Origin of the sequence: Mycolicibacterium sp. MU0053 (assembly GCF_963378095.1) — a bacterium.
GTDB lineage: Bacteria > Actinomycetota > Actinomycetes > Mycobacteriales > Mycobacteriaceae > Mycobacterium > Mycobacterium burgundiense.
In genome coordinates this window covers 4548323-4574456 of sequence record NZ_OY726397.1, presented here as the reverse complement: position 1 = coordinate 4574456, position 26134 = coordinate 4548323, and the positions used below count along the sequence as shown (strand labels likewise).

The following is a 26134-nucleotide window of genomic DNA, read 5'->3' as shown; positions in this document are numbered from 1 at the left end:
CCTAACGTGCCCAGGTCAGCGCGTCCCACAGCGGACCGTCGCCGCCGTCGGCCGCGGCCAGCGCCCGTCGGCCGAGGTGCCGCGCGTGCTGCCCGGTGCTGCCGAACTCGCCGATCCAGGCGTGCGCCCGAAAGGTGGCCGACCACAGCTGATGCTCGATCGTCACCCCGATCGCGCCGTGCAACTGATGTGCCGTGGTGGTGACGGCGGGAACCACGCGCCCAAGGACCACCTTGGCCACCGTCACCGCGTAGTCGGCCTGGGCGCTGGAAAAGCCGTGGTCGGCGGCCGCGGCGACCGCGAGAGTGGTTGCCGCCCGGGCACGTTCGACCTCGCCGGCCAGCCGGGCCAGCGCATGCTGGACGGCCTGGAACTTGCTCAGCGGGCGGCCGAACTGGACGCGCTCGCGGGTGTGGGCAACCGACATCTCGGCGGCGGCGTCCAACGCACCGATCACCTGCACGCAGCGGGCCCAGGCGCCCCGGCGCAGCAGTTCCGCGCCCACGTCGAATCCCACCTCGACGGCGTCGGCGACCGGACCGAACCGCACCGTGTCGCGGGGTTCACCGGCGAGGTTGCGGCCCTCGGTGATCTCCAGGTCCTCGGGTCGGGCCACCGACACGCGCCACCCGTCGCCGGTGCGGACGGCCAGCACCACCGCCGCGCAGGCGCGCGTCCACGGCACGTCGCGCGCCGTGCCGTCGGCGTCGCCGAGCGCGACGGTCAGCGGTCCGGAATCCGGCAGCGCCAGCCCGGCGGTGCCGGCCAACCAGCCCGCCAACAGATCGGTTTCGGCCACCGGGACCGCGACGGCATGGCGGGCCAACCCGCGCAACACGACGGCGGCCTCCGTGGGGCCCGCCCCCAGCTCGGCGGTGCCGGTGAGCCGGCTCAAGCCGGTGTCCTCGAGGGCCTGCCAGGCGTCGACGTCGAACGTCTCGGGCAGGCTTCGCTGCCCGATCCGGGCCTCGAAGGATCGGCGGCCGATGTCGTCGACCAGCTGCCGCAGTTCGGCCTGCTCGTCGGCGCCCGTCGACGCCGCGAAGACGCCGCCGGCCAACGCGTCGCTCATCGGTGCCCTCCGCTCTTCGCGCAAGCGCTCATCGCAACCCCATGCCCTTAGCAACGACACCGCGCAGCACCTCGTTGGTCCCGCCGCGCAGCGTCACCATCGGCGAATGCACCCGGGCGATGTCGAGCATCCGCTGCAGACGGGCGTACAGGTCCGACGCGGGGTCCACGTAGTCGAGCAGGTCCGCGACCAACGCCACCGAATCCTGCTCGAAGCGGGTCCCCAGATCCTTGACCAACGCCGCCTGGTTGGCCGCCGATTCGCCAGCGGTCAGCGCGCGGGCCACCGACACCGAGAGCTGACGCAGCGAGACCAGGCGGGCGATCAGATCGCCGACGGCGGCCGCGGTGGCGTCATCCTGGCTTCGGTCCACCAGCGCGTGGATCGCCGCCAGGATCACCGTGACGGTCGAGAGCACGCGCTCGGGTCCGCTGCGCTCGAACGACAATTCGGCGGTCACCTGATGCCAACCGTTACCGATCTCACCGAGCACATCGGCGTCGGCGACGAAGACGTCGGTGAAGATGGTCTCGTTGAAGTGGTGCTCACCGTCCATCGACACGATGGGATCGATGTGCACCCCGGCCGCATCGGTGGGCACCAGGAACTGGCTGAACCCCGCGTGCCGGTGGTCGGGGTCGGGTGCGCTGGTGCGCGCCAGCACCACCACCTGATGGGCCAGATGCGCACCGCTGGTCCAGACCTTGCGCCCGTTGAGCACCCAGCCGCCGTCGGCGCGGGTGGCCCGGGTGGCCGCGGCGGCCAGGTCCGACCCGGACTGCGGTTCACTCATCCCGATGGCCGAGAAGAACCGGCCGGCGGCGATGCGGGGGAGGATGCGGCGGCGCTGCTCCTCGTTGCCGTAGGCCATCAGGCCCGGCGCCACCTGCCGGTCGGCGATCCAGTGCGCGGCCACCGGGGCGCCCGCCACCAGCAGTTCCTCGGTCACCACGTAGCGATGCAGATGGCCCAGCCCGCGCCCGCCGTACTCGGGCGGAATCGTCAGGCCCAGGAATCCGGCAGCGCCGAGGCGGGCGCTGAACCCCTCGTCCCACTGCGACAGCCAGGTGTCCACCCCGGGTTGCCAGCCGAACTCGGCGCGGTCTGCGGTCAGGAACTCGCGGACCGCGGCGCGCAGCACGGCCAGTTCGGGCTCGTTGGCGCAGAGTGCGTCGAAGCTGCTCATGCCCTGCTCTCGTGTCATCCCGTGAATGCGGCACCCCATGATCGCACGGGCGGGACATCCGGAATCGTGGTGTCGGCGGCCGGGTTCGCGGACCATACTCAGATGCTGTGAGCGCAGCACCAATGGACTGGATGAGGGGGAGACATTTGATGGCGACGGTCTACTACACCGCGTCGAGCATGGACGGATTCATCGTCGACCCCGACGACAGCCTGGACTGGCTGACCTCCCGAAACATCCAGCAGGACGGACCTTTTGGTTACGACGAGTTCATCGCATCGATCGGCGCCCTGGTGATGGGTTCGGCCACCTACGAGTGGATCGTCCGCAACCAACCCGGCGAGTGGATGTACACCCAGCCGACGTGGCTGCTGACGCATCGCCCCGAGATCGTCGAGGCCGGGCACCCGGTGCAGACCTTCACCGGTGCGGTGACCGACCTGCACCCGAGGCTGGTCGAGGCGGCCGCGGGCAAGGACGTCTGGGTGGTCGGCGGGGGCGACGTCGCCGCGCAGTTCGTCGCCGCCGGCCTGGTGGACGAGATGATCGTCAGCTATGCGCCGTGCAGCCTGGGCGCCGGTGCGAGGGTGCTGCCGCTGCGCTCGGAATGGGCGCTGGTGGACTCGGCGATCAACGGTGACTTCGTGTGCGCGCGCTGGCGCCGGACGACGTGATCCCTAGCACCACTAGCTGGGTGTTGTGATGTGGGTATAATTGGAGAACCATGTTCTTCATTTACGAAAACGCCGCTCTGGGGCGGTCACGATGAGTATCTCGCTGCTGCTGGAGATGGCGCTGTCGGGAGACCCCGAGCGGATTGCCGTGGTCTCCGACGATACTCGGCTGACCACCCAGGAATTGTCCGACCTCGCCGACGGTGGCGCCGGGGTCATCGCCGCCACCGGCGCCGAGCACGTGGTCTACGTCGGCACCGGCGGTCTGCTGCTGCCGCTGCTGCTGTTCTCCTCGGCGCGCGCGGCGCGGACCTTCACCCCGATCAACTATCGACTCTCGGCCGAGGGCATCCAGGCGCTCATCGAGCGACTGCCCAAGCCGCTGGTGATCGTCGACGAGCGCTACCGGGACATGGTGGGCGAGGCCGCGGTGGCGGTCCTGGAGTCCGCCGAATTCCTGCAGGCGGCCAAGTCGGCCGAGGCGGTGGCCGAATTCGCCGACCCCGACGACGTCGGCGTGGTGCTGTTCACGTCCGGGACCACCTCGGCGCCCAAGGCCGTCGAACTCTCACACAACAACCTGACGTCCTACATCACCGGCACCGTGGAATTCGGTGCCGCCGAACCGGACGACGCCGCGCTGATCTGCGTGCCGCCCTATCACATCGCCGGGGTTTCGGCCGCGCTGTCGAATCTGTACGCCGGCCGAAAAATGGTGTACCTGCCCAACTTCGACGCCGCCGAATGGGTGCGGCTGGTCGGCGACGAGGGCGTCACCTCGGCGACCGTGGTGCCGACCATGCTGGACCGCATCGTCACCGTGCTGGAAACCGGGCAGCATCCGCTGCCCAGCCTCCGCACGCTGGCCTACGGCGGCTCCAAGGTGGGGCTGCCGCTGGTGCGCCGGGCGCTCGGACTGCTGCCGCACGTCGGCTTCGTCAACGCCTACGGGCTGACCGAGACCTCATCGACCATCGCGGTGCTGACGCCCGACGATCACCGCGCGGCGCACGGCAGCGCCGAGGACGCCGTGGCCAAACGGCTCGGTTCGGTGGGCCAGCCGGTCCCCGGCATCGAGGTGCAGATCCGCGCCGAGGACGGCACGGTGCTCGGACCCGGTGAACCCGGCGAACTGTACGTCCGCGGCGAGCAGGTCTCGGGCAAGTACACCGGCATCGGCTCGGTGCTCGACGACGAGGGCTGGTTCCCCACCAAGGACATCGCCACCCTGGACGACGAGGGCTACCTGTTCATCACGGGCCGCTCCGACGACACCATCATCCGCGGCGGCGAGAACATCGCCCCCGCCGAACTCGAGGACGTCCTGATCGAACATCCCGACGTCCGCGAGGTCGCCGTCGTCGGCGTCGAGGACCCGCAGTGGGGCCAGGCCATCGTGGCCGTGGTGGTTCCGGCTGTCGGGGTCGATCCGGACCCCGAGGAACTGCGCTCCCACGTCCGCAAGCACCTGCGCGGTTCGCGCACGCCGGACCGGGTGGTCTTCCGGGATGAGTTGCCCACCAACGCCACTGGAAAGCTGTTGCGGCGAGAGATCGTCGCCAGTCTCAACGACACCGCCACACAAACATAGGGGTAGCACAAATGGTGAAGAACGGAACCCGCCTGCAGAGCCAGGTGGACGACACCCAGGTCATTGTCGTGAAGACCTCCGACGCGCTGGACGAGCTGCGCTGCGGCGGTGCGCCGATGGTCGCGCTCGATGCCGAGAAGTCCAGCGCGGCAATCGATCCGGAGTTCTCCGAGGGCACCGCGATGGGTAAGCGCTACGTCGACGACGGTGGTGCCGAGGTGCTGGTGACGAAGGCCGGCCAGGGCACGCTGTCCATCGGGACCACGCCGCTGAGCCTCAAGGAGGCCAAGCCGCTGCCCGCCAGCGACTGACACGACCAAAAAGCACCGCCCCGGACTCCAGTCCGGGGCGGTGCTTTTACGTCTGCGAAGAGCTAGGCGACCTCGATCACCATCGCCGCGCCCATGCCGCCGCCCGCGCACATCGACAGCACGCCGATGCCGCCGCCGCGGCGACGCAGCTCATAGATGGCCGAGGTGACCATCCGGGCGCCGGTAGCCGCGATCGGGTGGCCGAGGCTGATGCCCGAGCCGTACACGTTGACCCGGTCCTCGTCGAGGCCGAGCTGCCGGGTGCACGCCACGGCTTGGGCGGCGAAGGCCTCGTTGATCTCGAACAGCGTGACGTCGGAGAGCTTCAGGCCCGCGAGGTCCAGTGCCTTCGGGATGGCGTAGATCGGTCCGCTGCCGGTGCGCTTGGGCGGCACCCCGACCTGCGACCACGAGAGAATGTTGGCCAGCACCTCCTGCGTGGTGTTCGGTGCGGCCAGCGCCACGACGGCCGCACCGTCGTTGGTGCCCGAGGAGTTGCCCGCGGTGACCGAAAAGCCCTCGATCTCCGGGTGCAGCACCTTCAGGCCCGCCAGCGACTCCGCCGAGGAGTTGCGGCGCGGGTGCTCGTCCACGGCGAAGGTGAGGGTGGAACCGTCCTGCTGCGGCACCTCGATGGGCACGATCTCGTCGACGAAGGATCCGGCGTCGATGGCCTTGACCGCGCGTTGGTGGCTGCGCAGCGCCCAGGCGTCCTGATCCTCGCGGGTCAGGCCGTACTCGACGGCACAGTTGTGCGCGACGGTGATCGACATGTCGTAGGGCGGCGCGTCCGGGGTGTCGACGGGGTTGGCCATCGGGGCCCACCGCTCGAAATCGCCGGCCTCCTTGCCGGAGGTGAACGCCTTGCGCTTGAGGAACTGCGGCATGTTCGACATGGACTCCATGCCGCCGGCCAGGATCGCGGTGCTCATCCCGGCGGCGATCTGACCCGCGCCGAAGGCGATGGCGGTCAGGCCCGAGGCGCACTGTCGGTTCACCGCGGCGCCGGGCAGATCCTCGAAGCCCAGGTCCACCGCGATGTAGCGGGCGCTGTCGCCACCGCCCTGCAGGCTTTCGGCCAGCACCAGGTCGTCGAAGTCCGTGGCGGCCAGGCCGGAGCGTTGGACCGCGGCGGCCACGATGGGCTTGGCGACCTCGATGGGTTGCATGTTGGCCAGGGTGCCCTTGCGGGCGGTGCCGAGGGCACTGCGGGCTGCCGCGATGATGGCGGCCTTGCTGCTTGCAGTCATGAGTTCTCCGAGATCCGAGGTTGCCGAGAAGAGGCTTCTAGTTTACAGAGAACGATATTACCGTAACGGCGACCGCCACCGACCGCCGAGCAGGCCCCTGCAAGCGGGGGACCCCCGCAAACTTCCCCATTTCGAGGCCGAAATGGGGAAGTTTGCGTCTGCTCGCGGCAATAACGGGGCTAGTCCTCCGGGGTGTACCCGAACGGCAGCAGCACGCTCTTGGACTCGCAGTACCCCGCGATGCCCTCCGTTCCGCACTCGCGGCCGATGCCGGAGTTCTTGTACCCGCCGAACGGGGCGCTGGCATCGAAGGCATACATGTTGATGCCGTAGGTGCCGGTGCGGATCTGCTTGGCGATCTCCAGCGCCTTGGCGTTGTCGGTGGTGTACACCGAGCCCGCCAGGCCGTAGACCGAGTCGTTGGCGATGCGCACCGCGTCGGCCTCGTCCTCGTAGGGGATCACGACGAGCACGGGCCCGAAGATCTCCTCCTGGGCGATGGTCATCGAGTTGTCGACATCGGCGAACACCGTGGGCTGTACGAACCAGCCGCTGTCCAGGCCCTCGGGCCGGCCACCGCCGGCGACCACCCGGGCACCTTCCTCGATGCCCTTCTTGATGTAGCCCTCGACGCGCTCGCGCTGCTTCTCGCTGATCAGGGGCCCGATCATCGCCGAGGGGTCGTCGGGCAGACCGGCCGGCATGGCCGCCGCGCTGTTGGCGATCTTCTCGACGATCTCGTCGTAGCGCGATCTCGGTGCCAGGATGCGGGTCTGACCCACGCAGGCCTGTCCGGTGTTCATCAGGCCGGAGAACAGCAGCATCGGCAGCGTGGAGTCCAGGTCGGCGTCCTCCAGGATGATGGCCGCGGACTTGCCGCCCAACTCCAGGGTGCAGGGCTTGAGCTTCTCGGCGGCGATCTTGCCGATCTCCTTGCCGACCGCGCTGGATCCGGTGAAGGTGAACTTGTCGATCTCGGGGTTGTCGGTCAGCGCGCGGCCGGTCTCGACGCCACCGGGCACCACCGAAAGCACGCCCTCGGGCAGGCCGGCCTGGGCGAAGACCTCCGCCATCAGGTTGGTGGTCAGCGGGGTCTCGGCGGCGGGCTTGAGCACAATCGTGCAGCCGGCCAGCAAGGCCGGGCCGATCTTGTTGGCCGCCAGGAAGAACGGCACGTTCCAGGCGACGACAGCGCCGACCACCCCGATCGGCTCCTTGAGCACCAACGACTGGCCGTAGGCGCCGTCGCGGATGTCCTGCCAGCTGAACTTGTCGGCCGCCGAGGCGTAGAACTGCAGCGTCGACATGGCCGCGCCGTACTGCATCATGTCGACGATGGTCTGCGGCTGGCCGGTCTCGAGCTTGAGCAGCGCCTTGAACTCGTCGGCGCGTTCCTCGATCAGTGCCGTCGCCTTGGCGATGACGGCCTCGCGTTCCTTGGGGGTCAGCCGGGGCCAGGGGCCCTCGTCGAACGCCTTGCGGGCCGCGGCGAAGGCCGCATCCACGTCGGCCTTGACGGCCAGCGGAACCTGGCCGATTTTTTCGCCGGTGGCCGGCGAGAACACCTCGATGACGTCGGAGGACGACGGGTCGACCCATTGCCCGCCGATGAACAGCTTGTCGTACTCGGTCTTGAGGGCGGTGCCCGCAGTCTGTGTCATAGCGCACAGAATACCCACTCGCGCGGGCGGCACGAGAACCTGTTTCAGTCCGGGGCGTGCTGCGGCCGGAGCACGAGGACCAGGTTGCTCACCAGAAACTCCCGTAACCCCGGAACCGAGGTCATCCACCAGGCCCATCGCGGGTGGTAGCGCGGGAATGCGGCGATCAACGCACCGGTGCTGCGGGCCCAGTCCAGACCGGCGGCGGCCGACACCGCGAACAGCGACGAACCGTAGTAATTCTTCGGCGGGTGGCCGTGTTTGCGGGTGTAGCGCGCGGCGGCCCGGGCCCCGCCGAGATAGTGCGTCACACCCATCTCGTGGCCACCGAACGGCCCCAGCCACACGGTGTAGGACAGGATCGCCAACCCGCCGGGTCGCGTGACCCGCAGCATCTCGCGGCCCAGCAGCCAGGGTTCGGGCACATGCTCGGCGACGTTGGAGGACAGGCAGATGTCGACGCTGCCGTCCGCGAACGGCAGCGCCATCCCGGAGGCCCGCACGAACGCCCCGCCGGCGCGTTCGAGGGTGGGCGCGGCGTGCATCTCCCGCGGATCCGGTTCCACGCCCACATAGTTCATCCCGCGGGCGGCGAACGCGTCGGCGAAGTAACCCGGGCCGCCACCCACGTCGAGCACCGTGGCACCGGCGGGTTGCCGACCGGCGGCCGTCCACAGGTCGACGACCATGGCGGCGGTGTCCCGGGCCAGCGCGCCGTAGAAGCGCGCGGGCTCGGTCTGCTCGAAGCGGAACTCACTGAGCAGTCGTACCGACCGGGCCAACGTCGCCCGGCGGGCATACAGGTCGGTGATGGGCACCGGCCAACCCTACGCAGGCTGATCGCGCCGGTCAGTGCGGCAGTTACCCTGACAGGGATGTCTGACCAGCCCGTCCGCTCAGTGCTCATGCTGTGCTGGCGCGATACCGGCCACCCGCAGGGCGGCGGTAGCGAAACGTACCTGCAGCGGATCGGCGCCCAACTGGCCGAAGCCGGCATCGCGGTGACCCTGCGCACGGCCCGTTACCCGGGCGCTCCGCGGCGCGGCGTGATCGACGGCGTGCAGATCAGCCGCGGCGGCGGCGCGTATTCGGTGTACATCTGGGCCGGGCTGGCGATGGTGCTGGCGCGACTCGGGCTGGGCCCGCTGCGCCGGGCCCGCCCGGACGTGGTGATCGACACCCAGAACGGGGTGCCGTTCCTGGCCCGGTTGGCCTACGGGCGACGCGCGGTGGTGCTGGTGCACCACTGTCATCGCGATCAGTGGCCGGTCGCCGGACGCTGGACCGGCGGGTTCGGCTGGTTCGTCGAATCCAAGCTCTCGCCGTGGCTGCACCGCGACAACCAGTACGTCACGGTGTCGTTGCCCTCGATGCGGGATCTGGCCGAACTCGGTGTCGGTCAGCACCGGATCGCGGTGGTGCGCAACGGACTTGACGACGCTCCCGAATCCACCCTGGCGCGCCCGCGCTCGGCGGCCCCGCGCGTGGTGGTGTTGTCCCGACTGGTGCCGCACAAGCAGATCGAGGACGCACTCGACGCCGTGGCCGCCTTGCGGCCGCGGATTCCGGGCCTGCATCTCGACGTCATCGGCGGCGGCTGGTGGCAGCGCCGCCTGGTCGACCACGCGGCCGCGCTCGGCATCTCCGATGCGGTGACCTTCCACGGTCACGTCGACGAGATGGTGAAACACCAAGTGGTGCAACGTGCCTGGGTGCATGTGCTGCCGTCGCGCAAGGAGGGTTGGGGGCTGGCGGTGCTGGAGGCCGCCCAGCACGGCGTGCCCACGGTCGGCTACCGGTCCTCGGGTGGGCTCACCGACTCGATCGTCGACGGCGTCACCGGGATCCTGGTCGACGACCGCCACGATTTGATCGACCGGCTCGAGCAGTTGCTCAGCGATCCGGTGCTGCGCGACGAGTTGGGCCGCAAGGCGCAGGCCCGCACCGGAGAGTTCTCGTGGCGGCAGAGCGCGGCCGCCATGCACGACGTGCTGGCTGCGGTGCAGTCCGGCCGGCGCGTCAGCGGCGTGATCTGAACCGGGCGGTCCCCACCGTCCCGATTGCACCGCCCAGCAGCACCGCCAACCAGATCAGGTGCGCGACGATCACCGCGGTCCGACCGGGGTGCGGTCGCGGCGTCGGCGCCGGGTCGACGCGGTAGAGGGTGAGCTCCGAATCGCCGTAGACCACCGGAAGCTGCTCCAAAGTTCTTGCCGCCAGGCCATTGTCGCCGCCGGCGCCGGATTCGACCACCACCCAGCCGACGCCCGCCCCGGCGAGCTCGTGCGGCGGGGCCCCGGTGAGCAGCAACTCCTGCACGGCCCGGGCGGTGCCGCCCTCACCCAGCACCGTCGCACCCGAGATCGTCAGGTCGCCGGTGGAGAAGACGTCGGCGTGCAGCCAGCGCGGCAACGGATCCAGCACCGGGGCCGCACCGGCCCAATCGAACTGCCGCATGGAGTCCGGCGGCAGCACCGCCACCGGACGGGGGTCGGCGTTGATCCGCTCCGCGACCGCGGTCCAGGCCGGCGGGTACTGCACCGGCCGGACCTGACCCCACCCGCCCCACGCCAGATCCGGTAGCACCGCGATCAATGCCACGCAGCACCCGGCCGCCGCGGCGGCCGGCTTGACGCGCCACCGCGCCAACGTCAGCACCGCCGCGGCCGCGGCCACCGCGTAACCGGGCAGGGCCAGCGCCACCCATTTCTGGCCGTCCCGCAGCACCCCGAGTCCGGGCACCGCCTCCGAGACCGCCTGCACCAGCGCCAACCCCGGACCGGTGGCCGCCAGCGCCGGCAGCACCACCGCGACGCCCGCCAGCACCAGCAGCGGCACCGCGGCGCCGCGGCGCAGCGCGACCGGCAACCCCAGCGCGACGACCGCCACCAGCACCGCGGTCGCCAGCACCGCGAAAAGCGTTGTGCGCGAGTCCGGTACCGCCTGCGCATTCCAGATACCACCCAGCCCGGCCAGGCTGACCAGCGTGCTCAGGCCCGGCTCGGCCCGGGCGGCGAACGCCGCGGTGCCCACGCCGCCGGCCTGATAGCCCGACAACGAATCGGACAGCAGCGCCGCGACCAACCAGGGCAGCGCGGCCGACAGACCGATCAGGGTCGCGCCCCCGGCGCCCAGCCAGCGCGGCGTACCGGCACCCGGCGCCGCGGCGGCGACCACCGCGACGACCACGGCCAGCAGCAGACCCGTCGGGGTGAGCCCGGCCAGCGCGATCCAGAACGCCAACGCCCACCAGCCCGGTGCGCCGGACCGCAGCCGCAGCATCGCCAGCGCCACCCACGGTAGGCAGCCGTAGCCGACCAGCAGACTCCAATGGCCTTGCAGCAACCGCTCGGCGACGTACGGGTTCCACACCGCCACCGTCGTCGCCACGAATTGGCCGGGCAGACCGGCCTCCGGAAGTATCGCGGCGGCCAACCGCGCGGCGCCGGTGCCGGCGGCCCACAACCCCGCGACCAACAACGCCTTGACCACCACGCCGCCGTCGAGCACCGACGAGGTCAGCGCGATCAGGAAGTCCTGCGGCAGCGCCCGCGGCGCGGCCTCGGACAGCCCGAGCGCGGCGTCGGACAGGTAGGACCGCGGCGTCGACACCGCATCGCGCAGCAGCAGATAACCCGGTCCCAGCAGGGGAGCGGTGATCAGCAACGCCAGCAGCAGCCCATACCCGGGCACCGCGAGCGAGGCGGCGCGGACCCTGGGCACCGGTGCGCCCACCAGGGTCACGTCCGGTCGGGCGGGCCCTGGTCCGGGTGCAGGTCCGGCCGCTGGGCCGGCAGCTTCTCGGTTTCGGCCTCCGCGGCCGGCATCGGGCCGGTGTCCTCGCCGCGGCGGCTGGCGAACCCACCGAAGAAGCCGCCCTCCTTGCCGTCGAGGCCCGGATCGATCAGTTCGGCCTCGGCGCGCAGGCTGAACGAGCCCAGCAGCGCGCCGGCCACCAGGGCGATCAGGCCCGCGGCGGTGAACGTGATCGGCAGGATCCGCGACCACAGGCCGATCTGGTCACGCTCGGTGCGGGCCGCTTCGACCTGCGCCTCGACGGTGTCCTCGTCGAAGCTCACCTTGTAGTCGGCGAGCGCCACCTCGGGCTCGAGGGCGTCCCGCGCGTAGTAGTGGTTGGCCCGCTCCTCGGCCTTGACGATGGTGCCGGAGACCGGATCCACCCAGAAGTTGCGCTGGGCCGCGTAGTACCGCGTCATCGTGACCGGGTCTTCGGGTTCGCCGGGCACGCCCCACTGCATGGCGCGGGCGGTCACCTCGGCGTCCTCGTCGTTGTCGTATAGCGAGGAGTACCGGATGGGCTTCACCAGCTTGCCGTCGGCGTCGTAGCCGACGTTCTGGGTGAACTTGTAGGTGGTCAGCCCGTTGACGTCTTCTTCGCCTTCGTAGTTGGCGTCGAACGGCTTCTGCGCGATCGGGTCGAAGAACGGGTAGGTCTTCTTCTCGGTGCTGAACGGGAAGCGGTAGGACAACCCCTCATGCGGCAGCGCGACGTTGGTCGGCGCCTTGGTGTCCTCCATCGAACGTGGCTTCTGCACCGACCCGCCCGGATGGGCGTCGTCGGAAACCGCCATCGCGGTGGACCGATTCACGGTGACGGTGTCGACCATGGCCAGCAGCAGGCCGGTGTCCTTCTGTTGGTCGGTCCGACGCACCGAAGTGCCGGCCTGCAACGTCACCACATCGGCGTTGGCCGGGGACTCGACGCTGATCTGCTGCTGGGACACCACCGGCACCCCCTGGTCGACGACGAACACCTCGCCGGCCAGCGATGCCGGATCCAGTGCCGTGCCGGTGCCGTCGCTGACCAGCGTGGCATCCAGATCCAGCGGAATCTTCTTGATCTTGCCCGCGGTGTACGTGGACAGCAGCAACGCCGCGACCAGCAGGGCAGCACCCAGCCCCAGCAGGCCGCACGCGGCGACACGCAACATGACTGCTCGGTTCAAGGCGCGCGTACCTTCCTTCCGGTCCGGGCAGCTGAGGCAAACCCGTTCGACCCTAACAGCAGACACTAGAGTGCCCACCAATTCCATCGCTCTACCCGGGGTTCGGCGAATCTCATCGCGGCGGTGCGGGCAGACTGGTTCGGGTGAACGAGGTATCCGGTCGGCACCCCGCGCCCGCGGAGGTCGGCGGCACGCGCAGCTTCCTGCCGGCCGTCGAGGGGTTGCGGGCCTGCGCCGCCATCGGGGTGGTGATCACCCACGTCGCGTTTCAGACCGCGCAGTCCGGCGGGATCACCGGGCGGCTCTGGGCGCGTTTCGATCTGGCGGTCGCGGTGTTCTTCGCGCTGTCCGGCTTTCTGCTGTGGCGGGGCCATGCCGCGGCGGCCCGCGACCTGCGGGACCGGCCCCCGACCGGGCATTATCTGCGGTCCCGCATCGTGCGCATCATGCCCGGCTACCTGCTGGCCGTCGTGATCATCCTGTTGTTCCTGCCCGACGCGATGGGCGCCAGTCCGACGGTGTGGCTGGCCAATCTGACGCTCACCCAGATCTATGTGCCGCTGACGCTGACCCCGGGACTGACCCAGATGTGGAGCCTGTCGGTCGAGGTCACCTTCTATCTGGCGCTGCCGCTGCTGGCCCTGCTGGCGCGGCGGTTGCCGGTACGGGCCCGGATTCCCGTCATCGCCGGGGTGGCGGCCGCCAGCCTGGCCTGGGGGTTGCTGCCGATCGACACCCCTGAGGGCGTCAACCCGTTGAACTGGCCGCCGGCCTATGCGTCGTGGTTCGCGGCCGGGATGCTGCTCGCGGAATGGACCGTGAGCCCGCCCGGCTGGATGCACCGGCTCGCGCAGCGCCGGGTCCTGATGGCGGGCATCGTGGTGGTGGCCTATCTGATCTCCGCCTCGCCGTTGGCCGGGCCGGAGGGGATGACCCCGGCCCGGCTGGACCAGTTCGTGGTGCGCACCGCGATGGGAGCGGTGATCGCCTGGGGCCTCCTGGCGCCGCTGGTGTTGGACCGGCCCGACACGCCGCACCGGTTCCTGGGCAGCCCGGTGATGGTGACGCTGGGCCGCTGGTCCTACGGGCTGTTCGTGTGGCACCTCGCGGCGCTGGCGATGGCCTTCCCGCTGGTGGGCAAGTTCGTGTTCAACGGCGCCATGCCGGTGGTGCTGCTGCTGACCCTGGTGTTCGGCATCGCGATGGCCGCCGTGAGCTATGCGCTGGTGGAGAACCCGTGTCGGCAGGCGCTGCGCAACTGGGAGTACCGCCGCGCCAATCCGGTTCCCCCGCTGGACAGTTCGGTCACCGACCAGCCGGAGCCTGTCGTCGCGAAATGACCTCGGCGCGCACCGCCGACCGGCGGGCCTTCCCGGCGTCGTCGCGCAGCGGATGGTCGACGAACTCCACGGTGCGCGGCACCTTGTGGGCCTCTAACCGCTGCCGCAGGTACTCGCGCAGCCCCTCGGCATCCGGTGCGGTGCCCGCCGCGAGTTGCACCAGGGCGTGCGGCACCTGCCCGAGGTCGTCGTGCGGGACGCCGACCACCAGGGCGCTCAACACCTCCGGGTGGGTGTTGAGCGCGTTCTCGATCTCGGCCGGATAGGTGTTCTTGCCACCGACGGTGAACATGTCGACGCGGCGGTCCGAGAGGTAGAGGTAGCCCTCGTCGTCGAAATAGCCGAGGTCGCCCAGGGAGTCCCAACCGTTTCGACTCTTGGCGGTCGCCCCGATGTAGCGGTAGGTGGGGCCGCTGCCCGGGTCCGGACGCAGATAGATCTCGCCGACTTCGCCGGGCGCGCATTCGTGACCCTCGTCGTCGAGGACCTTCATCTGGCCGGTCACCACCCGGCCGACCGAACCGCGGTGGGTCAGCCAGTCGGTGCCGGAGATGAACGTCAGGGCCTGTAATTCGGTGCCGCCGTAGAGTTCCCACACCGCCTCGGGTCCGACGAGGTCGATCCAGGCCTGTTTGATCGCCGGTGGGCACGGCGCGGCCAGATGCCACAGCCGCCGGATCGAGGACAGGTCGTAGGCGCCGGGATCGGTGCGGTACACCGCCAGCGCGCGCTGCATGATGGTGGGCACCGTCGCCATGAAGGTGACGCGGCTGTCGCCGCCGGCTTCGATCAACTTGGGGCGCCCGGTGCTGCCGCCGGAGGCCATCGCCTTCCACACCGGCGACACCGCCTCGGGCAACGGTTCGGCCGGCAGCGTCGGGTCGGGAGCGAAACCGGCTGGGACACTGTCCACTTGGCCGCGGGTCGTCGCGACCGACCAGCAGTGCGCGCTGCCGCAGGTCGAGGATCTCGGCCAGTTCGGCGTCCGGCAGCGCGGGGGTCAGCGGCTGCGGAACGGCGCCGAGCTTCCAACACGCGATGGCCGCCTGAATCCATTCGATCGAGTTCGGCAGCATGATCGTGACGTAATCGCCGGGGCCGACGCCCTTTTCGGCGTACGCGCGGGCCAGCCGGTTCGTCGAGGTGTCCAGCTCGGCGCGGCTGACGGTGACGCCCTGACACGTCAGCGCCGGGGCCTGGGGAGCGGCGCGCGCGAGCGCGGCGAGTTGGACGGGAATCGGGGGCGTGGTCATCGTGGTCATCAATACCCGCCCTGGGTGGCGAAGATCTTGCGGGGGTTGTCGACGAGCATGGCGTGGATCTGCGCCTCGGTGACGCCGCGTTCGCGCAACGCCGGCAGGACGTCGTTGTGGATGTGCAGATAGTGCCAGTTGGGCAGGGCCACCGGCAGCATCTCCTCGGGCAGCCAGTCGATGAAGCAGGAGGCGTCGTGGGAGAGCACCATCTTCTCGGCGTGGCCGCGTTCGCACATCCGGGCCACGGTGTCGACGCGCTCGGCGGTCGGCAGATAGACGTCGGCGCCAAAGCGGTCCATACCGATGTAGGACCCGGCTGCAATGAGTTCCTCGAGGTAGTCGAGGTCGGTGGTGTCCCCGCAGTGACCGATGACCACCCGGGTCAGGTCCACGCCCTCCTCGACGAAGACGCGCTGCTGATCGAGGCCGCGCCGGGTGGCGGCATGGGTGTGGGTGGAGATCGGCACCCCGGTCTCCCGGTGCGTCTGGGCCACGGCGCGCAGCACGCGTTCGACGTCGCGGGTCAGCCCCGGCTCGTCGGTGGCGCACTTGAGGATCGCGGCCTTGATGCCGGTGCCGGCGATGCCCTCGGTGATGTCCCGCAGGAACAGGTCGACCATCGGGTCCGGTCCGGGCAGTGCCGTGCCCGGGCCCTGGAAGTGGTAGTACATCGGGACGTCGTGGTAGGTGTACACGCCGGTCGCGACGACGATGTTGAGGTCGGTGGCCGCCGCGATCTGGGCGATCCGGGGGATGTAGCGGCCCAGGCCGATCACCGTCAGGTCGACGATGGTGTCCACCCCGCGCGCCTTGAGCTCGTTGAGCCGGGCGACGGCGTCGGCCTGACGGTGCTGCTCGTCGCCCCACACCTGCGGATCGTTCTGCATCATCTCGGGCGACAGCACGAAGACGTGCTCGTGCATCAGGGTGGCGCCGAGGCCGTCGACGTCGAGGGGACCACGCACGGTGTTGACTTGTGTCACAACGGCAGATGCTAGGCGCAGGCCCGACGCGGGGCGCCGAAACCGACGTAATGCCGGAAGCTACTCGACCTTTGTGGCCGAACGGTGAGATTGGGCGAAGCGGGGGAGGGTGGCGGCCAGCAGGGCGAGGCTGAGCAGGGCCAGGAGTTGCACGCCGGGCGAGTGGCCGACGTAGCCGTCGACCGAACGCCACGGGTAGCGCGACAGCGCCGCGCCGGCCAGCGTCAGCGCGACCGACGAGCCACCCAGGGTCACCCAGCGGTCCGCGCGGGGACGATCCCGCAGCAGGTACACCAGGCCCGCCGCGGCCGCGAAGACCACCGCACCCACGGCCCCGGAGATCAGCGTGCCGGCCGCCGTCGCCGCCGCGACCGCCGTCCACCGGCCGGGCCGCCACGTCGGCACCGGCTCCTCGGTGCGTCGTCGCCGGCTCGGCAGCAACGCCAACGCCGCCAGCAGCGGCAGCAGCGCCAGACCGCCCGCCAGCCCGGCGCGGTAGAGCGAATTGGCGGCGAAGCTCAGTGTCACGGTCCCCGCCGTGGCCGCCGGCACGACCCAGCCCTGTTGCCAGCCGTTGACGGTCACCGGCGTCAGCGCGGTGCCGTCGGGGGCGCGCGCGGTCCAGCCCGGGTTCACACTCTCGGGGACGACGAGCACCCGCTCGGCCGCGCCGCCCGGCACGTGCAGTTCGCGCCTGTCGGCGGACCACTGCGCAGCGGGCGCGGCGGCGGTGGCTGCGGCCCGCAGCTGCCCGGCCGCCGGGCCGGACAACTGCACACCGTCGACGATGAACGCCGCGCCCGGGCTGACCAACAGCTCCTGCTGACCGGCGGGCAGCGCGATCGGCGTCGACTCGCACGGCGTGGCCCGCAAGGGGCCGCCGTCCAGCAGCTCGTCGACCGTGGTGGAAACCGAGGTGTTCACGAACCGGCCGGCGACCGCGAGCACCGGGCCGGCGTCGCAGCCGATGGTGATCGCGCGCGCTCCGTTGCGTGCCGCGTCGGCCGCCGCGATCGGCGTCCCGTTCGGCCGCAACGCCTGCACCTCGGCCAGCCCGGGCGGCTTGATCTGGTCGAAACCCAGTGCGGTGCGGTCGATCACGTCTTCCCACTCCAGGATGCTCAGCTTGATGGAGCTGGTGACGGTCGGGTGCAGCTGCAGCGTCTGCCGGCCGTCGCCGTAGAGGGGGCGCACCTGCGGACCGTGACCGAGGTCGATCGCCACCAGGGTGGGAGTGGTGGGCAGGTCCGAGGAACTCGGCGTCAGCCGCAGCGCGCCCACCTCGGTCGGCTCGGGCAGGGTGATCGTCAGCGTCGGCGCGCCGTGGTTGCGGATCACGCCCTGCGGCGCGGTCCAGGACGTGCGGGGGTCGCCATCGGTGGCGGCGAAGGCCGTGCCGAGTACGTCGAAGGAGTCGGAATCGCCGTCGGCGCGGGTGGTTTCGGGCTCCCGCACCAGCTCGGCCAGCGCCGGGCCCTGCCGGGGCCGGACCCAGATCGCCGGTGTGACCGAAATCGGCTGCGGGACAGTCAGGGTGCGGCTCAGGTTGACCAGCTCTTCGGGTGCCAGCGCCAGCGCCGAGGCGCAGTGCACGGCCTCGACGCCGGCGATGCATCCGGACCGGCCCAGGAACTCCGAACCGAGATCCCAGCGGGCCACCGCCGCATCCGGCGGCGGGCCGGGCACTTCCATCGTGTGTCGCAGGTCGACCTGATGCGCGAATCCGGCGGCGTCGTACTGGTTGACAACCAGGTCGGTGATGCCGAACTGCACGCCCCCGGAGTTGTCCTCGGTGGCCGCGGCGCTGATCCGCACCCACGGTGTCTCGCCGTAGGGCAGCGCCACGGTCACCGGCTGACCGGGTTCGTCGACCCGCAGCGTCGTGGTGCCGCCCGCGGTGGCGATCTCGATCCGGCTGACCTGGACGCCGATGGTCGAGGCGCTGGGGGTCATCGTCATGGTCGCGTTGGTCACGGGGTGGTCGAAGTCGATCTGCAACCACTGGCCGACCGCGGCCTGCAACGAATTGGACACCCAACTGGTGGCCGAGTCGCCGTCGATCGCCGCGGCCGCACCGGCGGCCGGCGCGACATGCGGCAGCGCCGTGGCGTCCGCGGCCGAACTCGAGGTGGTGATCCGGCCGCCGGTCCACGCGCCGTGGCGCGGTTGCGCGCCGGGGCTCGGATAGTCTGGCACCCGGTTGTGGGTATGTCGTTCATCGCCCTCGGCGCGCGCCGCCGAGGAATGGTCGTCGACCCGGCCGTAGTCGGTTTCGCGGGCCACCGGGGTGTCGGTGACGGTGACCAACTCGGTCGGCAGGCCCGCGGCGCGCGCGTCCTGGGTGAGCAGCACCGGCCCCAAGGGGGAGTCGCCGGCGGACCGGCGGCGTTCGTCGAGACGCAGCAGCACCTCGGGACCGCCGTCGATGCGCGCCAGGTCGGCGGTGTCGGCGAGGTAGGGCGCGCCGGGGTTCTCGACGCCGGTGTGGGCGGGTTCGACCCGGAAGATCTCGACCGCGGGGTAGCGGGGGCGCAGACCGCTGTCGGTGATGAATCCCTCCAGCGTTCCCGGTCCCACCGGATCGCCGAATTCGGCGACCTTCGTCAGGCCCGGTGACCCCTCGATGGCGCGGTGCACCAGGATCGGGCGGGCCGAGCGGGAGTGCTCCGGATCCAGGTCGTTGCGCAGCACCAGATGGGACACCCCCTGGCGGGCCAGGGTGTCGGCCAGGCCCGTCGAGGGCCGGCCCGCGGCCAACAGCCGCTGCACCGAATCCAGCGCGCGGATGGCCTGTGGCGGGGTCAGCGGAATGGAATCGCGTACTCCCCAGGGGCTTTCGCCGAGTACCTGCAGCGGCTCATCGCGGCTGTTGCCCCAGATCTGCGTCGCAAACGGGGCGCCCGGGACCACCAGCGCCCGGCCCGGCGTCGGCGCACCGGTGTTGTGTTCGGTGAGCCAGCCCGCGGCCTCGTGCCAGTAGTCCGGGATCGCCGAGAACGACCCGGGCGGGGTCAGGCGCGCGGTCCAGGCCAGCGACGTGGCGGCGGTGAGTGCAGCGAGCACCACGATCCCGACCGCGACGCGCTTGTCGTCCTCGGGATGGGTGTAGGCGCGCAGCCACGTCGGCCGGGGCGCGCTGCCCGGCAGCGGGATGCGGCCCAGGAGATGGGCGATGCCGAGCACGATCGGGATCCGCACCAGCGGCTCGAGCTTGTGGACATTGCGCAGCGGGGCGCCCTCGGCGTCCAGAAACGCCTGCACATAGCCGGCCACCGGCGAGCCCAGGCCACCGGAATAGCCGACCGCCAGCAGCGTGACCCCGACCAGCAGCATGGTCACCAGGCGCCCGCGCGCCGGCATCGTGCGCAGCGCCAGACCGGCCACCCCGGCCGCGGCCACCAGCGTGGTGGCCAGAATTGCCAACGGACCGGTGACCAGCGAGCTGCCGGCGGTCGCGTTGGGCGCCACGAACGGCGTCCAGCTGTCGGTGCCGCGCAGCACCTCGATCAGCGAGGTCCACTGCGTGGTGACCCCGGAGGATTCGATGTAGTCCAGGAACGGCGGACTGATCCGGCCCAATGAGGCCAGCGCCACCACCCACCAGGTCACCGCCAGCGCGGTGGCCAGCAGCCACCACCCACTGAACCGCAGCCACTGCCGGTTGGGCCGGTGACAGGCCCACCAGAGCAACGCGGGCAGGCACGCCGTCAGCGTGGCGACGGCGTTCACCGCGCCCATCAGCGCGACCGCGACGGCCGAGCGCGCGGCCAGGATGCGCAGCGAGTGCCCGTGTCCGCCGCGCATCGCGAGGATGACCGGCAGCAGCACCCACGGGGCGAGCATCATCGGCAGGGTTTCCGAGGAGATCGAACCCAGGGTGCTGAGCACCCGCGGGGACAGCGCGAACGCGACACCGGCCAGTACCCGCGAGGAGGTGGTGCCGATGCCGAGCGCCTCGGCGACCCGCAGGATGCCCCAGAATCCGGCGGTCAGCAGGATCGCCCACCACAGTCGCTGGATCATCCAGCTCGGCACGCCCAACAGATCGCCGGCCAGGAAGAAGGCCCCGTGCGGGAACAGGTAGCCGTAGGCCTGGTTCTGCGCCTGCCCGAACGGGAGGTCGCTGTTCCACAGGTCGGCGGCGCGGCTGAGGAACCGCAACGGATTGGCGGTGAGGTCGAGTTTGGTGTCCGGCGCGATCTGTCCGGGCGACTGCGCGAGCGTCAGCAGCAGCGCGATCAGACCAGCGACCCATAACCAGCGGCGGGACAGCGGCTCGAAGGTGCTGGTGTGCGGCACGGCGATCGACCCTCCCGGACGGGTCGCTACCGGTGAGGCGCTCAGGTCAGCTGCGGTCGCCGTATTCGACGCGGTTGAGCACCGACGACCCCGGGTCGCCCGCGGTCAGCGGCGGCTTGGTGTCCTGCTGAACCATCAGGGAGACCCCGAACACGGCCGCTGCGCCGAGAAGCAGACCGACCACAATGCTGGCGGCGGCAGGCACCACGAACCGGGTCATGGGGGCTCCTCAGCGTGATGGATCGGTTTTGTTCGTCCGCCAACCTAGCACGACGGGATCAGTGTCCCGGGGGCACGATGAGCACCGGGCGCCGGCCGTGCCGCAGCACATGGTCGGCGACGCTGGACTGCAGCAACGAACGCAATCCGGTGGTGCCGCGCGTCCCGGAGACCACCAGGTCGGCGTCGATGCGGTCGGCGGCGTCGATGATCGCCCGCCACACGGTGCCCTGGACGGGCACGCACATCGGTTCCGCGTTGAGCCCGGCCGCGGCCGCGAGTTCGGTGCCCTCGGCGTTGGTGCGCAGCGCGTCGGCGTAGGCGATGTCGTGTTCGTCATCGGGATCATCGACCGGATCGGGCGGGCCGTCGAGATCGACGCTGATCGGGTCGGGGCCCGAGCGGATCGGCGCCCACACCGTCAGCACCACCACGCGCTTGGCGCTCAGGAAGCGCCCCGCATAGTTGACGGCCCGGCGCGCATTGGAGGTTCCGTCGTAGGCGATCAGTACGACAGACATGCCCCATGATCCCCTTCTGGCGGCGCGGCTCCGGTCAGGACTGCGAAATTCATCGGCTGGACGCCCAAGAATAAAACGGCGTGTCGCGCGCTTCCGAGCCGTTTCCGCACCCTAACCGATCGGCGAACAGCAACCGGACGCTGACTGGACGCAGATCACATGAAAGCATGAGGTATGGCTTTCTCCTCGACGCTCACCCGCGCAGTCGTCTCGGTGGCCACGCTCCCGGCTTTGCTGATGGCGTGCGCACCGGCAACCCAGCAGCCCGCCGCGGAGCCCGCGGCGGCACCCGGGGCCCAGGCGCAGTCGTCGCCGGCCTCGGTGCCGCTGAGCAACCCGATTCCGCAGGCGCCGGCGATCTGCGGCGACCTGTCGACGCTGTCGACCCGCGACAAGCTGGCACAACTGCTGATGGTCGGGGTCACCAGCGGGGCCGACGCCCGGGCCGTGGTCGCCGACCACCGCGTCGGCGGCATCTTCATCGGCAGCTGGACGGACCGGTCGATGCTCACCGACGGCACGCTCGCCGAGATCGCGGCCAATGCGCAACCGTTGCCGCTGGCGGTCAGCGTGGACGAAGAGGGCGGGCGCGTGCAACGGCTGTCCGCGCTGATCGGCAGCCAACCCTCGCCGCGGGTGCTGGCCGACACCAAGACCCCCGACGAGGTCTATCAGATCGCGTTGGAGCGCGGCCGCAAGATGCGCGGCCATGGCATCACCGTCGACTTCGCACCCGTGGTGGACGTGACCGACGCCGCCGACAACACCGTGATCGGCGACCGGTCCTTCGGGTCCGATCCGGCGGTCGTCACCGAGTACGCGGGTGCCTATGCCCGCGGCCTGCGCGACGGCGGCGTGCTGCCGGTCCTCAAGCACTTCCCCGGCCACGGCAACGCCTCCGGCGACTCGCATGTCAGCGGCGTGGTCACCCCGCCACTGGAAGAACTCAAGGCCACCGATCTGGTGCCGTACCGCACGCTGACCACACAGGGCCCGGTCGGGGTGATGATGGGCCACATGCAGGTCCCGGGCCTGACCGGCGCTGACCCGGCCAGCCTCAGCGGCGCCGCGGTCGCGCTGTTGCGCAACGGCGCGTACGGCGGACCGAGCTTCAACGGTCCGGTCTTCAGCGACGACCTGTCCTCGATGGGGGCCATCAACCAGCGCTTCGGGGTCCCGGAGGCGGTGCTGCGCAGCCTGCAGGCCGGGGTCGACGTCGCGCTGTGGGTGAGCACCGGCGAGGTGCCGGCGGTCCTGGATCGCCTCGAAGCGGCGGTGGCCGCCGGCGAACTGCAGCTGCCGGCGGTCGAGGCGTCGCTGCACCGGGTCGCGGGGATCAAGGGGCCCGCTCGCTGCTAGTGGCGGCACGCCTCAAAGCGGTAGCGGTGGGTTCGCCGAGTCGAGGTGCTCGACGGTGGTGAACACGAGTTCCTGAGTCCCGACGTTCTCGATGTCGTGCAGCAGGAACTCGCCCGCACCGAAGGTGAAATGTCGGGTTTCGCCGGCCTCGTAGGCGACCTCTCGGGTGGTGCCGTCCGCAGTGTGTTGTCGGCTGCGCCCGGCGTTCACGGCGGTCCAGAAGTAGTCGAGCACATGCCGGTGGGCGTGGAACCGCTCGCCCGGGCCCAGCCGGATCTCCCAGACCCGGACCCGGTCGTTCGCGGACAGCAGGCGGGAGCCCACATGTCCGTCGTACGCGTAGGTTTCGAATTCGGCGCGCAGTTCGGGAGACCAACCGTTGTAGTCCGTGCCCACGCGGGTGCCGGCCAGCGGCGCGTCCGTCAGGTGCGGTTGAACATTCGTCATCATCTTCTCCAGTCGTCTCGGTTCCAACGGTGTCAGCGGCCCGGGCCGTGCAGACCGAAGCGCAGATCGGGGTCGCCCGGGGTCCAGGTGCAGTCGACCTGGGAACGGGTGCCCATCTCCTTGACCCGGCGCAGCAATCGTTTGCCCAGTTCGAGCTGGCCGGGCTCCCATTTCTGCAGCGCTTCGGTGATGTCGTCGGCCCGCGCGAGCGCGTCGTACAGCGCCCACGCGTTGGCCGCGGCCTTCGCGGTGCCCGCCGCCGCGTGTGGCCGGGCGGCGCTGGCGGCGTCCCCGATCAGGGCGACCCGGCCCAGCGCCATCCGGTCGACCCCGGCGTCGTACACCGCCTGCAGGTACGGCTGCTCGGTGCGCTGGACCACCTCAGCCGCGGCCGGAGCCAGCAATTGGCCTGCGGCCACGCGCATTTCGTCGATGAACCGACCCTGCACAGCACCCGGGTGTAGCGATACCTTGGCGACGAAGCCGCGCTTGTCGGTCATCAGTTCGTCGAGTTCGTGGCCCTCCGGCACGTTGCGGTACCAGACGTAGTTCAGCAGTCGTTCGCCGGCGACCAAACCACCATCGGGCGACGGAATCGGATACACGTTGATGTGGGTATGGGGCGCCACGCTGTAGGTGATCGAATCGTGCAAGAGCTCAAATGCCTCCGGGGACATCTCGCTTTCGGGAACCGTGCCCCGCCAGCCGATGTAACCGGAGTATTCGAGTTCGGCTCCCGGGGAAATGCGTCGGCGGCTCGGGGAGCCGATTCCGTCGGCGAACACCACCAGGTCGCCGCGTTCACGACGACCGGAGGCGAACCGCACCTCGACGCCGTCCGCGTCCTGATCGAATCCGGCCGCGTATTGCCCTAGGTGATAGTCGTCGGTGCCGAAATCGGCGAGCAATGCCCGATAGAACGTGCCCCACGAGGTGTAACTCCAAGGGGTGGGGTCGCGGTGGATGATCCCGTTGGAACGGTCGAGGTACTGCACGTAGTGGGTGGAGGTGCTGACCTGCTGGGGATGCTGGGTGCTGCACTCGGTGAACCAGCGCAGCGTGTCGGGTTGCAGCACGATGCCACCACCTCGGCTGTCGAGGTTATCTGGAGTGCGCTCGAACACCGAGACATCGAAGCCGAGCCGACGCAGCAGCAGCGCGGCGGTCAAACCGCCGAACGACCCGCCGATGACCAAAGCCCGCCGACCTGACCAATCGCGCGACGCACCGAGCCCGCCGTTGATCTCAGGCATGCTTCTCTCCTTGGTCAAGATTCAGGAATCGTCGTGCGTTGGCCTCGAGCTCGTCATCGGTGAGCCCGACGCTGCGCGGCAGGGCCAACGGCAGCGCGACGCCCATATCGAACGGGTAGTCGCTGCCACACATCAACCGTTCCGGGTTCGCCTGGGCCCGAAGGAGTTCGAGGGTGGGTCCGTCGTGAGTCAGGGTGTCGAACCACAGCGAGCCGAACGCGGCGGTCGGAGGTTGGCTCGTGTTGCTGCGGACGTCTGCGCGTTGCTCCCAGCCATGTCGCCAACGCCCGAGCAGCGCCGGTGCGCAGCCGCCGCCATGCAGTAGGCAGATGCGAAGACCGGGCAGTCGGTCCAGTACACCGCCGAGAATCAACGATGCGGCGGCGGTTGCCGTCTCGACTGGGTTGCCGATCAGGTTGGCCAGGTAGTAGGACTCCCACTCCGGCCGCGGCAGCTGCATCGGATGCACCTGCACGGCAAGATCGGCGGCAGCGGCAAGTTCGATGACCTCCCGCAGCGGGCCGGCATCGAACGACTCAGATCCCAGCAGCGGCGGCACGGTGATGCCGCGTACCACACCGGTTTTCGACAGGGCTGCCATCTCTGCGCGGGCGGCATCTGGATCGTGCAGAGACACCAGGCCCAGGCCCAACAACCTGCCGGCACTGTCTCGGCACGCCCGCGTGAGTGCATCGTTGAAGCGACCGACGTACTCGCCGACCCCGGCGGCGGCTACGACGGGGAAGGCGAACGGCGGTGCCGACAGCACCCGCGAGCCCAAGCCCGCCGCTTCGGTATCGGCCAGCACCAGGTCCGCGTCACACATCGCCTCGGTGTCGATGGACAACGGCAGGTCGCCGAGGTGCAGTTCGCCGTCACGTCCGTTCAGGGCCGGCAGCGGCGAACCAGGAGGCAGGCCGAAGAGTTCTTCGGGCAGCCAGTGCGCATGGACATCGATGGGGCCCGGTTGCACGGGCACAACGGTATTCACGCTGCCGCCGCCTCGAGAGCTTCGAAGCGGGCCAGCACGTCGGCTTGCAGCATCGCCACCGCCGGATCCGAGGCCCGTCGCGGGCGGGGCAGGTCCACGTCGATGATCTCGTGCACCCGTCCGCCCGGTGCAAGCACCACGATGCGGTCGGAGAGTTGGACGGCCTCGGTTACGTCGTGTGTCACAAACATGACGGTGCGACGGGACTCCAGCCAGATCCGCTCCAAATGCTCCCGCAACGCCCGCGATGTCATCGCGTCCAGGTGCGAGAAAGGCTCATCCATCAACAAAATGTCTGGTTCGACGGAGAACGCTCGGGCGATTCCGATGCGCTGCTGCTGCCCGCCGGACAGTTGCGCCGGGTAGCGATCGGCGTACTCGGCGAGGCCAACCAGGTCGAGGTAATGGCTCGCGCGGCGGTGCCAGTCGGTCCGGTCACGTTGCACGAAGCTGAGATTGGCCATCACGGTGCGCCACGGCAGCAGGCGGGCGTCCTGGAACACGTACCCGACCCGGGCGTCGCGGTCGCCCGACCGCAGCCGAACATCACCGGAGGTGAGGGTTTCGATGCCCGAGACGATGTTGAGCAGCGTCGTCTTCCCGCTGCCAGAGGGGCCCACGACCGATACGAAGGTCTCGCCGGTGATGGTCAGGTCTATCCCGTCGAGGACGCGGGTGGCATTGCCTCGGCGGTCGGTGAATTCCTTGACCAGGTTCCGGATTTCGATAGATGCCATAGTTGTACTCGCTCTCG

The 26134-nt window shown here is 70.1% G+C and carries 21 protein-coding genes and 1 pseudogene; 6 read left to right on the top strand and 16 right to left on the bottom strand.

The features are described from left to right. Position 1 precedes the first annotated feature (1 nt). On the bottom strand, positions 2 to 1072 hold the full coding sequence (locus tag RCP80_RS21770; protein ID WP_308479652.1) for an acyl-CoA dehydrogenase family protein: 1071 nt from the start codon (positions 1070 to 1072) through the stop codon (positions 2 to 4). 28 nt (positions 1073 to 1100) lie between these two features. Continuing rightward, complete coding sequence (locus RCP80_RS21765; RefSeq protein WP_308482972.1) at positions 1101 to 2258, bottom strand: acyl-CoA dehydrogenase family protein; 1158 nt, start codon at positions 2256 to 2258, stop codon at positions 1101 to 1103. Between the two features lie 149 nt (positions 2259 to 2407). Between RCP80_RS21765 and RCP80_RS21760 the strand changes: the two genes are divergently transcribed. The 3 genes from RCP80_RS21760 (at position 2408) to RCP80_RS21750 (ending at position 4834) form a co-directional block, all read left to right on the top strand. Further along, positions 2408 to 2932, top strand: coding sequence for a dihydrofolate reductase family protein (locus RCP80_RS21760; RefSeq protein ID WP_308479651.1), 525 nt, complete (start codon positions 2408 to 2410; stop codon positions 2930 to 2932). A 91-nt stretch (positions 2933 to 3023) separates the two neighbouring features. Next, a complete protein-coding gene (locus RCP80_RS21755) occupies positions 3024 to 4523 on the top strand; it encodes a class I adenylate-forming enzyme family protein (protein WP_308479650.1) in 1500 nt (499 codons plus the stop codon). 11 nt (positions 4524 to 4534) lie between these two features. Continuing rightward, positions 4535 to 4834: a hypothetical protein gene (locus tag RCP80_RS21750; RefSeq protein WP_308479649.1), complete on the top strand. Its 300-nt coding sequence runs from the start codon at positions 4535 to 4537 to the stop codon at positions 4832 to 4834. A gap of 62 nt (positions 4835 to 4896) precedes the next feature. Here RCP80_RS21750 and RCP80_RS21745 read toward each other — a convergent pair whose 3' ends face one another. From RCP80_RS21745 to RCP80_RS21735, 3 genes are all read right to left on the bottom strand, one after another. After that, a complete protein-coding gene (locus RCP80_RS21745; RefSeq protein WP_308479648.1) occupies positions 4897 to 6084 on the bottom strand; it encodes a thiolase family protein in 1188 nt (395 codons plus the stop codon). Positions 6085 to 6263: 179 nt separating this feature from the next. After that, positions 6264 to 7745, bottom strand: coding sequence for an aldehyde dehydrogenase (locus RCP80_RS21740; protein WP_308479647.1), 1482 nt, complete (start codon positions 7743 to 7745; stop codon positions 6264 to 6266). Positions 7746 to 7789: 44 nt separating this feature from the next. Further along, a complete protein-coding gene (locus tag RCP80_RS21735) occupies positions 7790 to 8563 on the bottom strand; it encodes a class I SAM-dependent methyltransferase (protein ID WP_308479646.1) in 774 nt (257 codons plus the stop codon). Between the two features lie 57 nt (positions 8564 to 8620). Between RCP80_RS21735 and RCP80_RS21730 the strand changes: the two genes are divergently transcribed. Further along, entirely contained in the window at positions 8621 to 9781 is a 1161-nt protein-coding gene (locus RCP80_RS21730) for a glycosyltransferase family 4 protein (protein ID WP_308479645.1), read from the top strand. Here the strand turns inward: RCP80_RS21730 and RCP80_RS21725 are convergent. Together RCP80_RS21725 and pgfA are read right to left on the bottom strand one after the other, a co-directional pair. Further along, entirely contained in the window at positions 9765 to 11480 is a 1716-nt protein-coding gene (locus RCP80_RS21725) for an MmpA family trehalose lipid delivery protein (RefSeq protein ID WP_308479644.1), read from the bottom strand. The two genes, RCP80_RS21730 and RCP80_RS21725, sit on opposite strands and share 17 nt — an antisense overlap. Before the next feature lie 5 nt (positions 11481 to 11485). Beyond that, on the bottom strand, positions 11486 to 12712 hold the full coding sequence (pgfA, locus tag RCP80_RS21720) for a cell envelope lipid trafficking protein PgfA (protein ID WP_308479643.1): 1227 nt from the start codon (positions 12710 to 12712) through the stop codon (positions 11486 to 11488). A gap of 143 nt (positions 12713 to 12855) precedes the next feature. On the opposite strand from pgfA, the gene RCP80_RS21715 reads away from it, so the two are divergent. Continuing rightward, positions 12856 to 14052: an acyltransferase family protein gene (locus RCP80_RS21715; RefSeq protein ID WP_308479642.1), complete on the top strand. Its 1197-nt coding sequence runs from the start codon at positions 12856 to 12858 to the stop codon at positions 14050 to 14052. On the opposite strand, the pseudogene RCP80_RS21710 reads toward RCP80_RS21715, so the two are convergent. The 5 genes and pseudogenes from RCP80_RS21710 to RCP80_RS21690 form a co-directional block, all read right to left on the bottom strand. Continuing rightward, positions 14018 to 15314 (bottom strand): annotated as a pseudogene (locus tag RCP80_RS21710) (AMP-binding protein). The gene RCP80_RS21715 and the pseudogene RCP80_RS21710 sit on opposite strands and share 35 nt — an antisense overlap. Further along, the gene (locus RCP80_RS21705; protein ID WP_308479641.1) at positions 15314 to 16291 is read right to left on the bottom strand and encodes a phosphotriesterase family protein; all 978 of its coding nucleotides are present in this window, start codon (positions 16289 to 16291) and stop codon (positions 15314 to 15316) included. The pseudogene RCP80_RS21710 and the gene RCP80_RS21705 overlap by 1 nt, the downstream one beginning before the upstream one ends. A gap of 60 nt (positions 16292 to 16351) precedes the next feature. Beyond that, a complete protein-coding gene (locus RCP80_RS21700) occupies positions 16352 to 20563 on the bottom strand; it encodes an alpha-(1->3)-arabinofuranosyltransferase domain-containing protein (protein ID WP_308482971.1) in 4212 nt (1403 codons plus the stop codon). Positions 20564 to 20636: 73 nt separating this feature from the next. After that, positions 20637 to 20810, bottom strand: coding sequence for a DUF2613 domain-containing protein (locus RCP80_RS21695; protein ID WP_308479640.1), 174 nt, complete (start codon positions 20808 to 20810; stop codon positions 20637 to 20639). Positions 20811 to 20868: 58 nt separating this feature from the next. Beyond that, a complete protein-coding gene (locus RCP80_RS21690; protein WP_308479639.1) occupies positions 20869 to 21330 on the bottom strand; it encodes a universal stress protein in 462 nt (153 codons plus the stop codon). Between the two features lie 174 nt (positions 21331 to 21504). On the opposite strand from RCP80_RS21690, the gene RCP80_RS21685 reads away from it, so the two are divergent. Then, on the top strand, positions 21505 to 22689 hold the full coding sequence (locus RCP80_RS21685; protein ID WP_308479638.1) for a glycoside hydrolase family 3 N-terminal domain-containing protein: 1185 nt from the start codon (positions 21505 to 21507) through the stop codon (positions 22687 to 22689). A gap of 12 nt (positions 22690 to 22701) precedes the next feature. Here RCP80_RS21685 and RCP80_RS21680 read toward each other — a convergent pair whose 3' ends face one another. Genes RCP80_RS21680 through RCP80_RS21665 form a run of 4 tightly spaced genes read right to left on the bottom strand, consistent with a single transcriptional unit; the run spans position 22702 to position 26117 of the window. After that, on the bottom strand, positions 22702 to 23136 hold the full coding sequence (locus RCP80_RS21680) for a cupin domain-containing protein (RefSeq protein ID WP_308479637.1): 435 nt from the start codon (positions 23134 to 23136) through the stop codon (positions 22702 to 22704). A gap of 32 nt (positions 23137 to 23168) precedes the next feature. Continuing rightward, positions 23169 to 24389, bottom strand: coding sequence for an FAD binding domain-containing protein (locus tag RCP80_RS21675; protein WP_308479636.1), 1221 nt, complete (start codon positions 24387 to 24389; stop codon positions 23169 to 23171). Beyond that, the gene (locus tag RCP80_RS21670) at positions 24382 to 25362 is read right to left on the bottom strand and encodes an amidohydrolase family protein (RefSeq protein ID WP_308479635.1); all 981 of its coding nucleotides are present in this window, start codon (positions 25360 to 25362) and stop codon (positions 24382 to 24384) included. The genes RCP80_RS21675 and RCP80_RS21670 overlap by 8 nt, the downstream gene beginning before the upstream one ends. A gap of 14 nt (positions 25363 to 25376) precedes the next feature. Next, positions 25377 to 26117: an ABC transporter ATP-binding protein gene (locus RCP80_RS21665; RefSeq protein ID WP_308479634.1), complete on the bottom strand. Its 741-nt coding sequence runs from the start codon at positions 26115 to 26117 to the stop codon at positions 25377 to 25379. Between the last annotated feature and the right edge of the window lie 17 nt (positions 26118 to 26134).

What these genes read in the sequence shown, in the direction of transcription:
- RCP80_RS21765 (WP_308482972.1), bottom strand. Translation starts at nt 2,258, where the DNA reads ATGAGCAGCTTCGACGCACTCTGCGCCAACGAGCCCGAACTGGCCGTG.
- RCP80_RS21770 (WP_308479652.1), bottom strand. Translation starts at nt 1,072, where the DNA reads ATGAGCGACGCGTTGGCCGGCGGCGTCTTCGCGGCGTCGACGGGCGCC.
- RCP80_RS21750 (WP_308479649.1), top strand. Translation starts at nt 4,535, where the DNA reads ATGGTGAAGAACGGAACCCGCCTGCAGAGCCAGGTGGACGACACCCAG.
- RCP80_RS21740 (WP_308479647.1), bottom strand. Translation starts at nt 7,745, where the DNA reads ATGACACAGACTGCGGGCACCGCCCTCAAGACCGAGTACGACAAGCTG.
- RCP80_RS21695 (WP_308479640.1), bottom strand. Translation starts at nt 20,810, where the DNA reads ATGACCCGGTTCGTGGTGCCTGCCGCCGCCAGCATTGTGGTCGGTCTG.
- RCP80_RS21760 (WP_308479651.1), top strand. Translation starts at nt 2,408, where the DNA reads ATGGCGACGGTCTACTACACCGCGTCGAGCATGGACGGATTCATCGTC.
- RCP80_RS21690 (WP_308479639.1), bottom strand. Translation starts at nt 21,330, where the DNA reads ATGTCTGTCGTACTGATCGCCTACGACGGAACCTCCAATGCGCGCCGG.
- RCP80_RS21755 (WP_308479650.1), top strand. Translation starts at nt 3,024, where the DNA reads ATGAGTATCTCGCTGCTGCTGGAGATGGCGCTGTCGGGAGACCCCGAG.
- RCP80_RS21745 (WP_308479648.1), bottom strand. Translation starts at nt 6,084, where the DNA reads ATGACTGCAAGCAGCAAGGCCGCCATCATCGCGGCAGCCCGCAGTGCC.
- RCP80_RS21730 (WP_308479645.1), top strand. Translation starts at nt 8,621, where the DNA reads ATGTCTGACCAGCCCGTCCGCTCAGTGCTCATGCTGTGCTGGCGCGAT.
- RCP80_RS21665 (WP_308479634.1), bottom strand. Translation starts at nt 26,117, where the DNA reads ATGGCATCTATCGAAATCCGGAACCTGGTCAAGGAATTCACCGACCGC.
- RCP80_RS21680 (WP_308479637.1), bottom strand. Translation starts at nt 23,136, where the DNA reads ATGACGAATGTTCAACCGCACCTGACGGACGCGCCGCTGGCCGGCACC.
- RCP80_RS21675 (WP_308479636.1), bottom strand. Translation starts at nt 24,389, where the DNA reads ATGCCTGAGATCAACGGCGGGCTCGGTGCGTCGCGCGATTGGTCAGGT.
- RCP80_RS21685 (WP_308479638.1), top strand. Translation starts at nt 21,505, where the DNA reads ATGGCTTTCTCCTCGACGCTCACCCGCGCAGTCGTCTCGGTGGCCACG.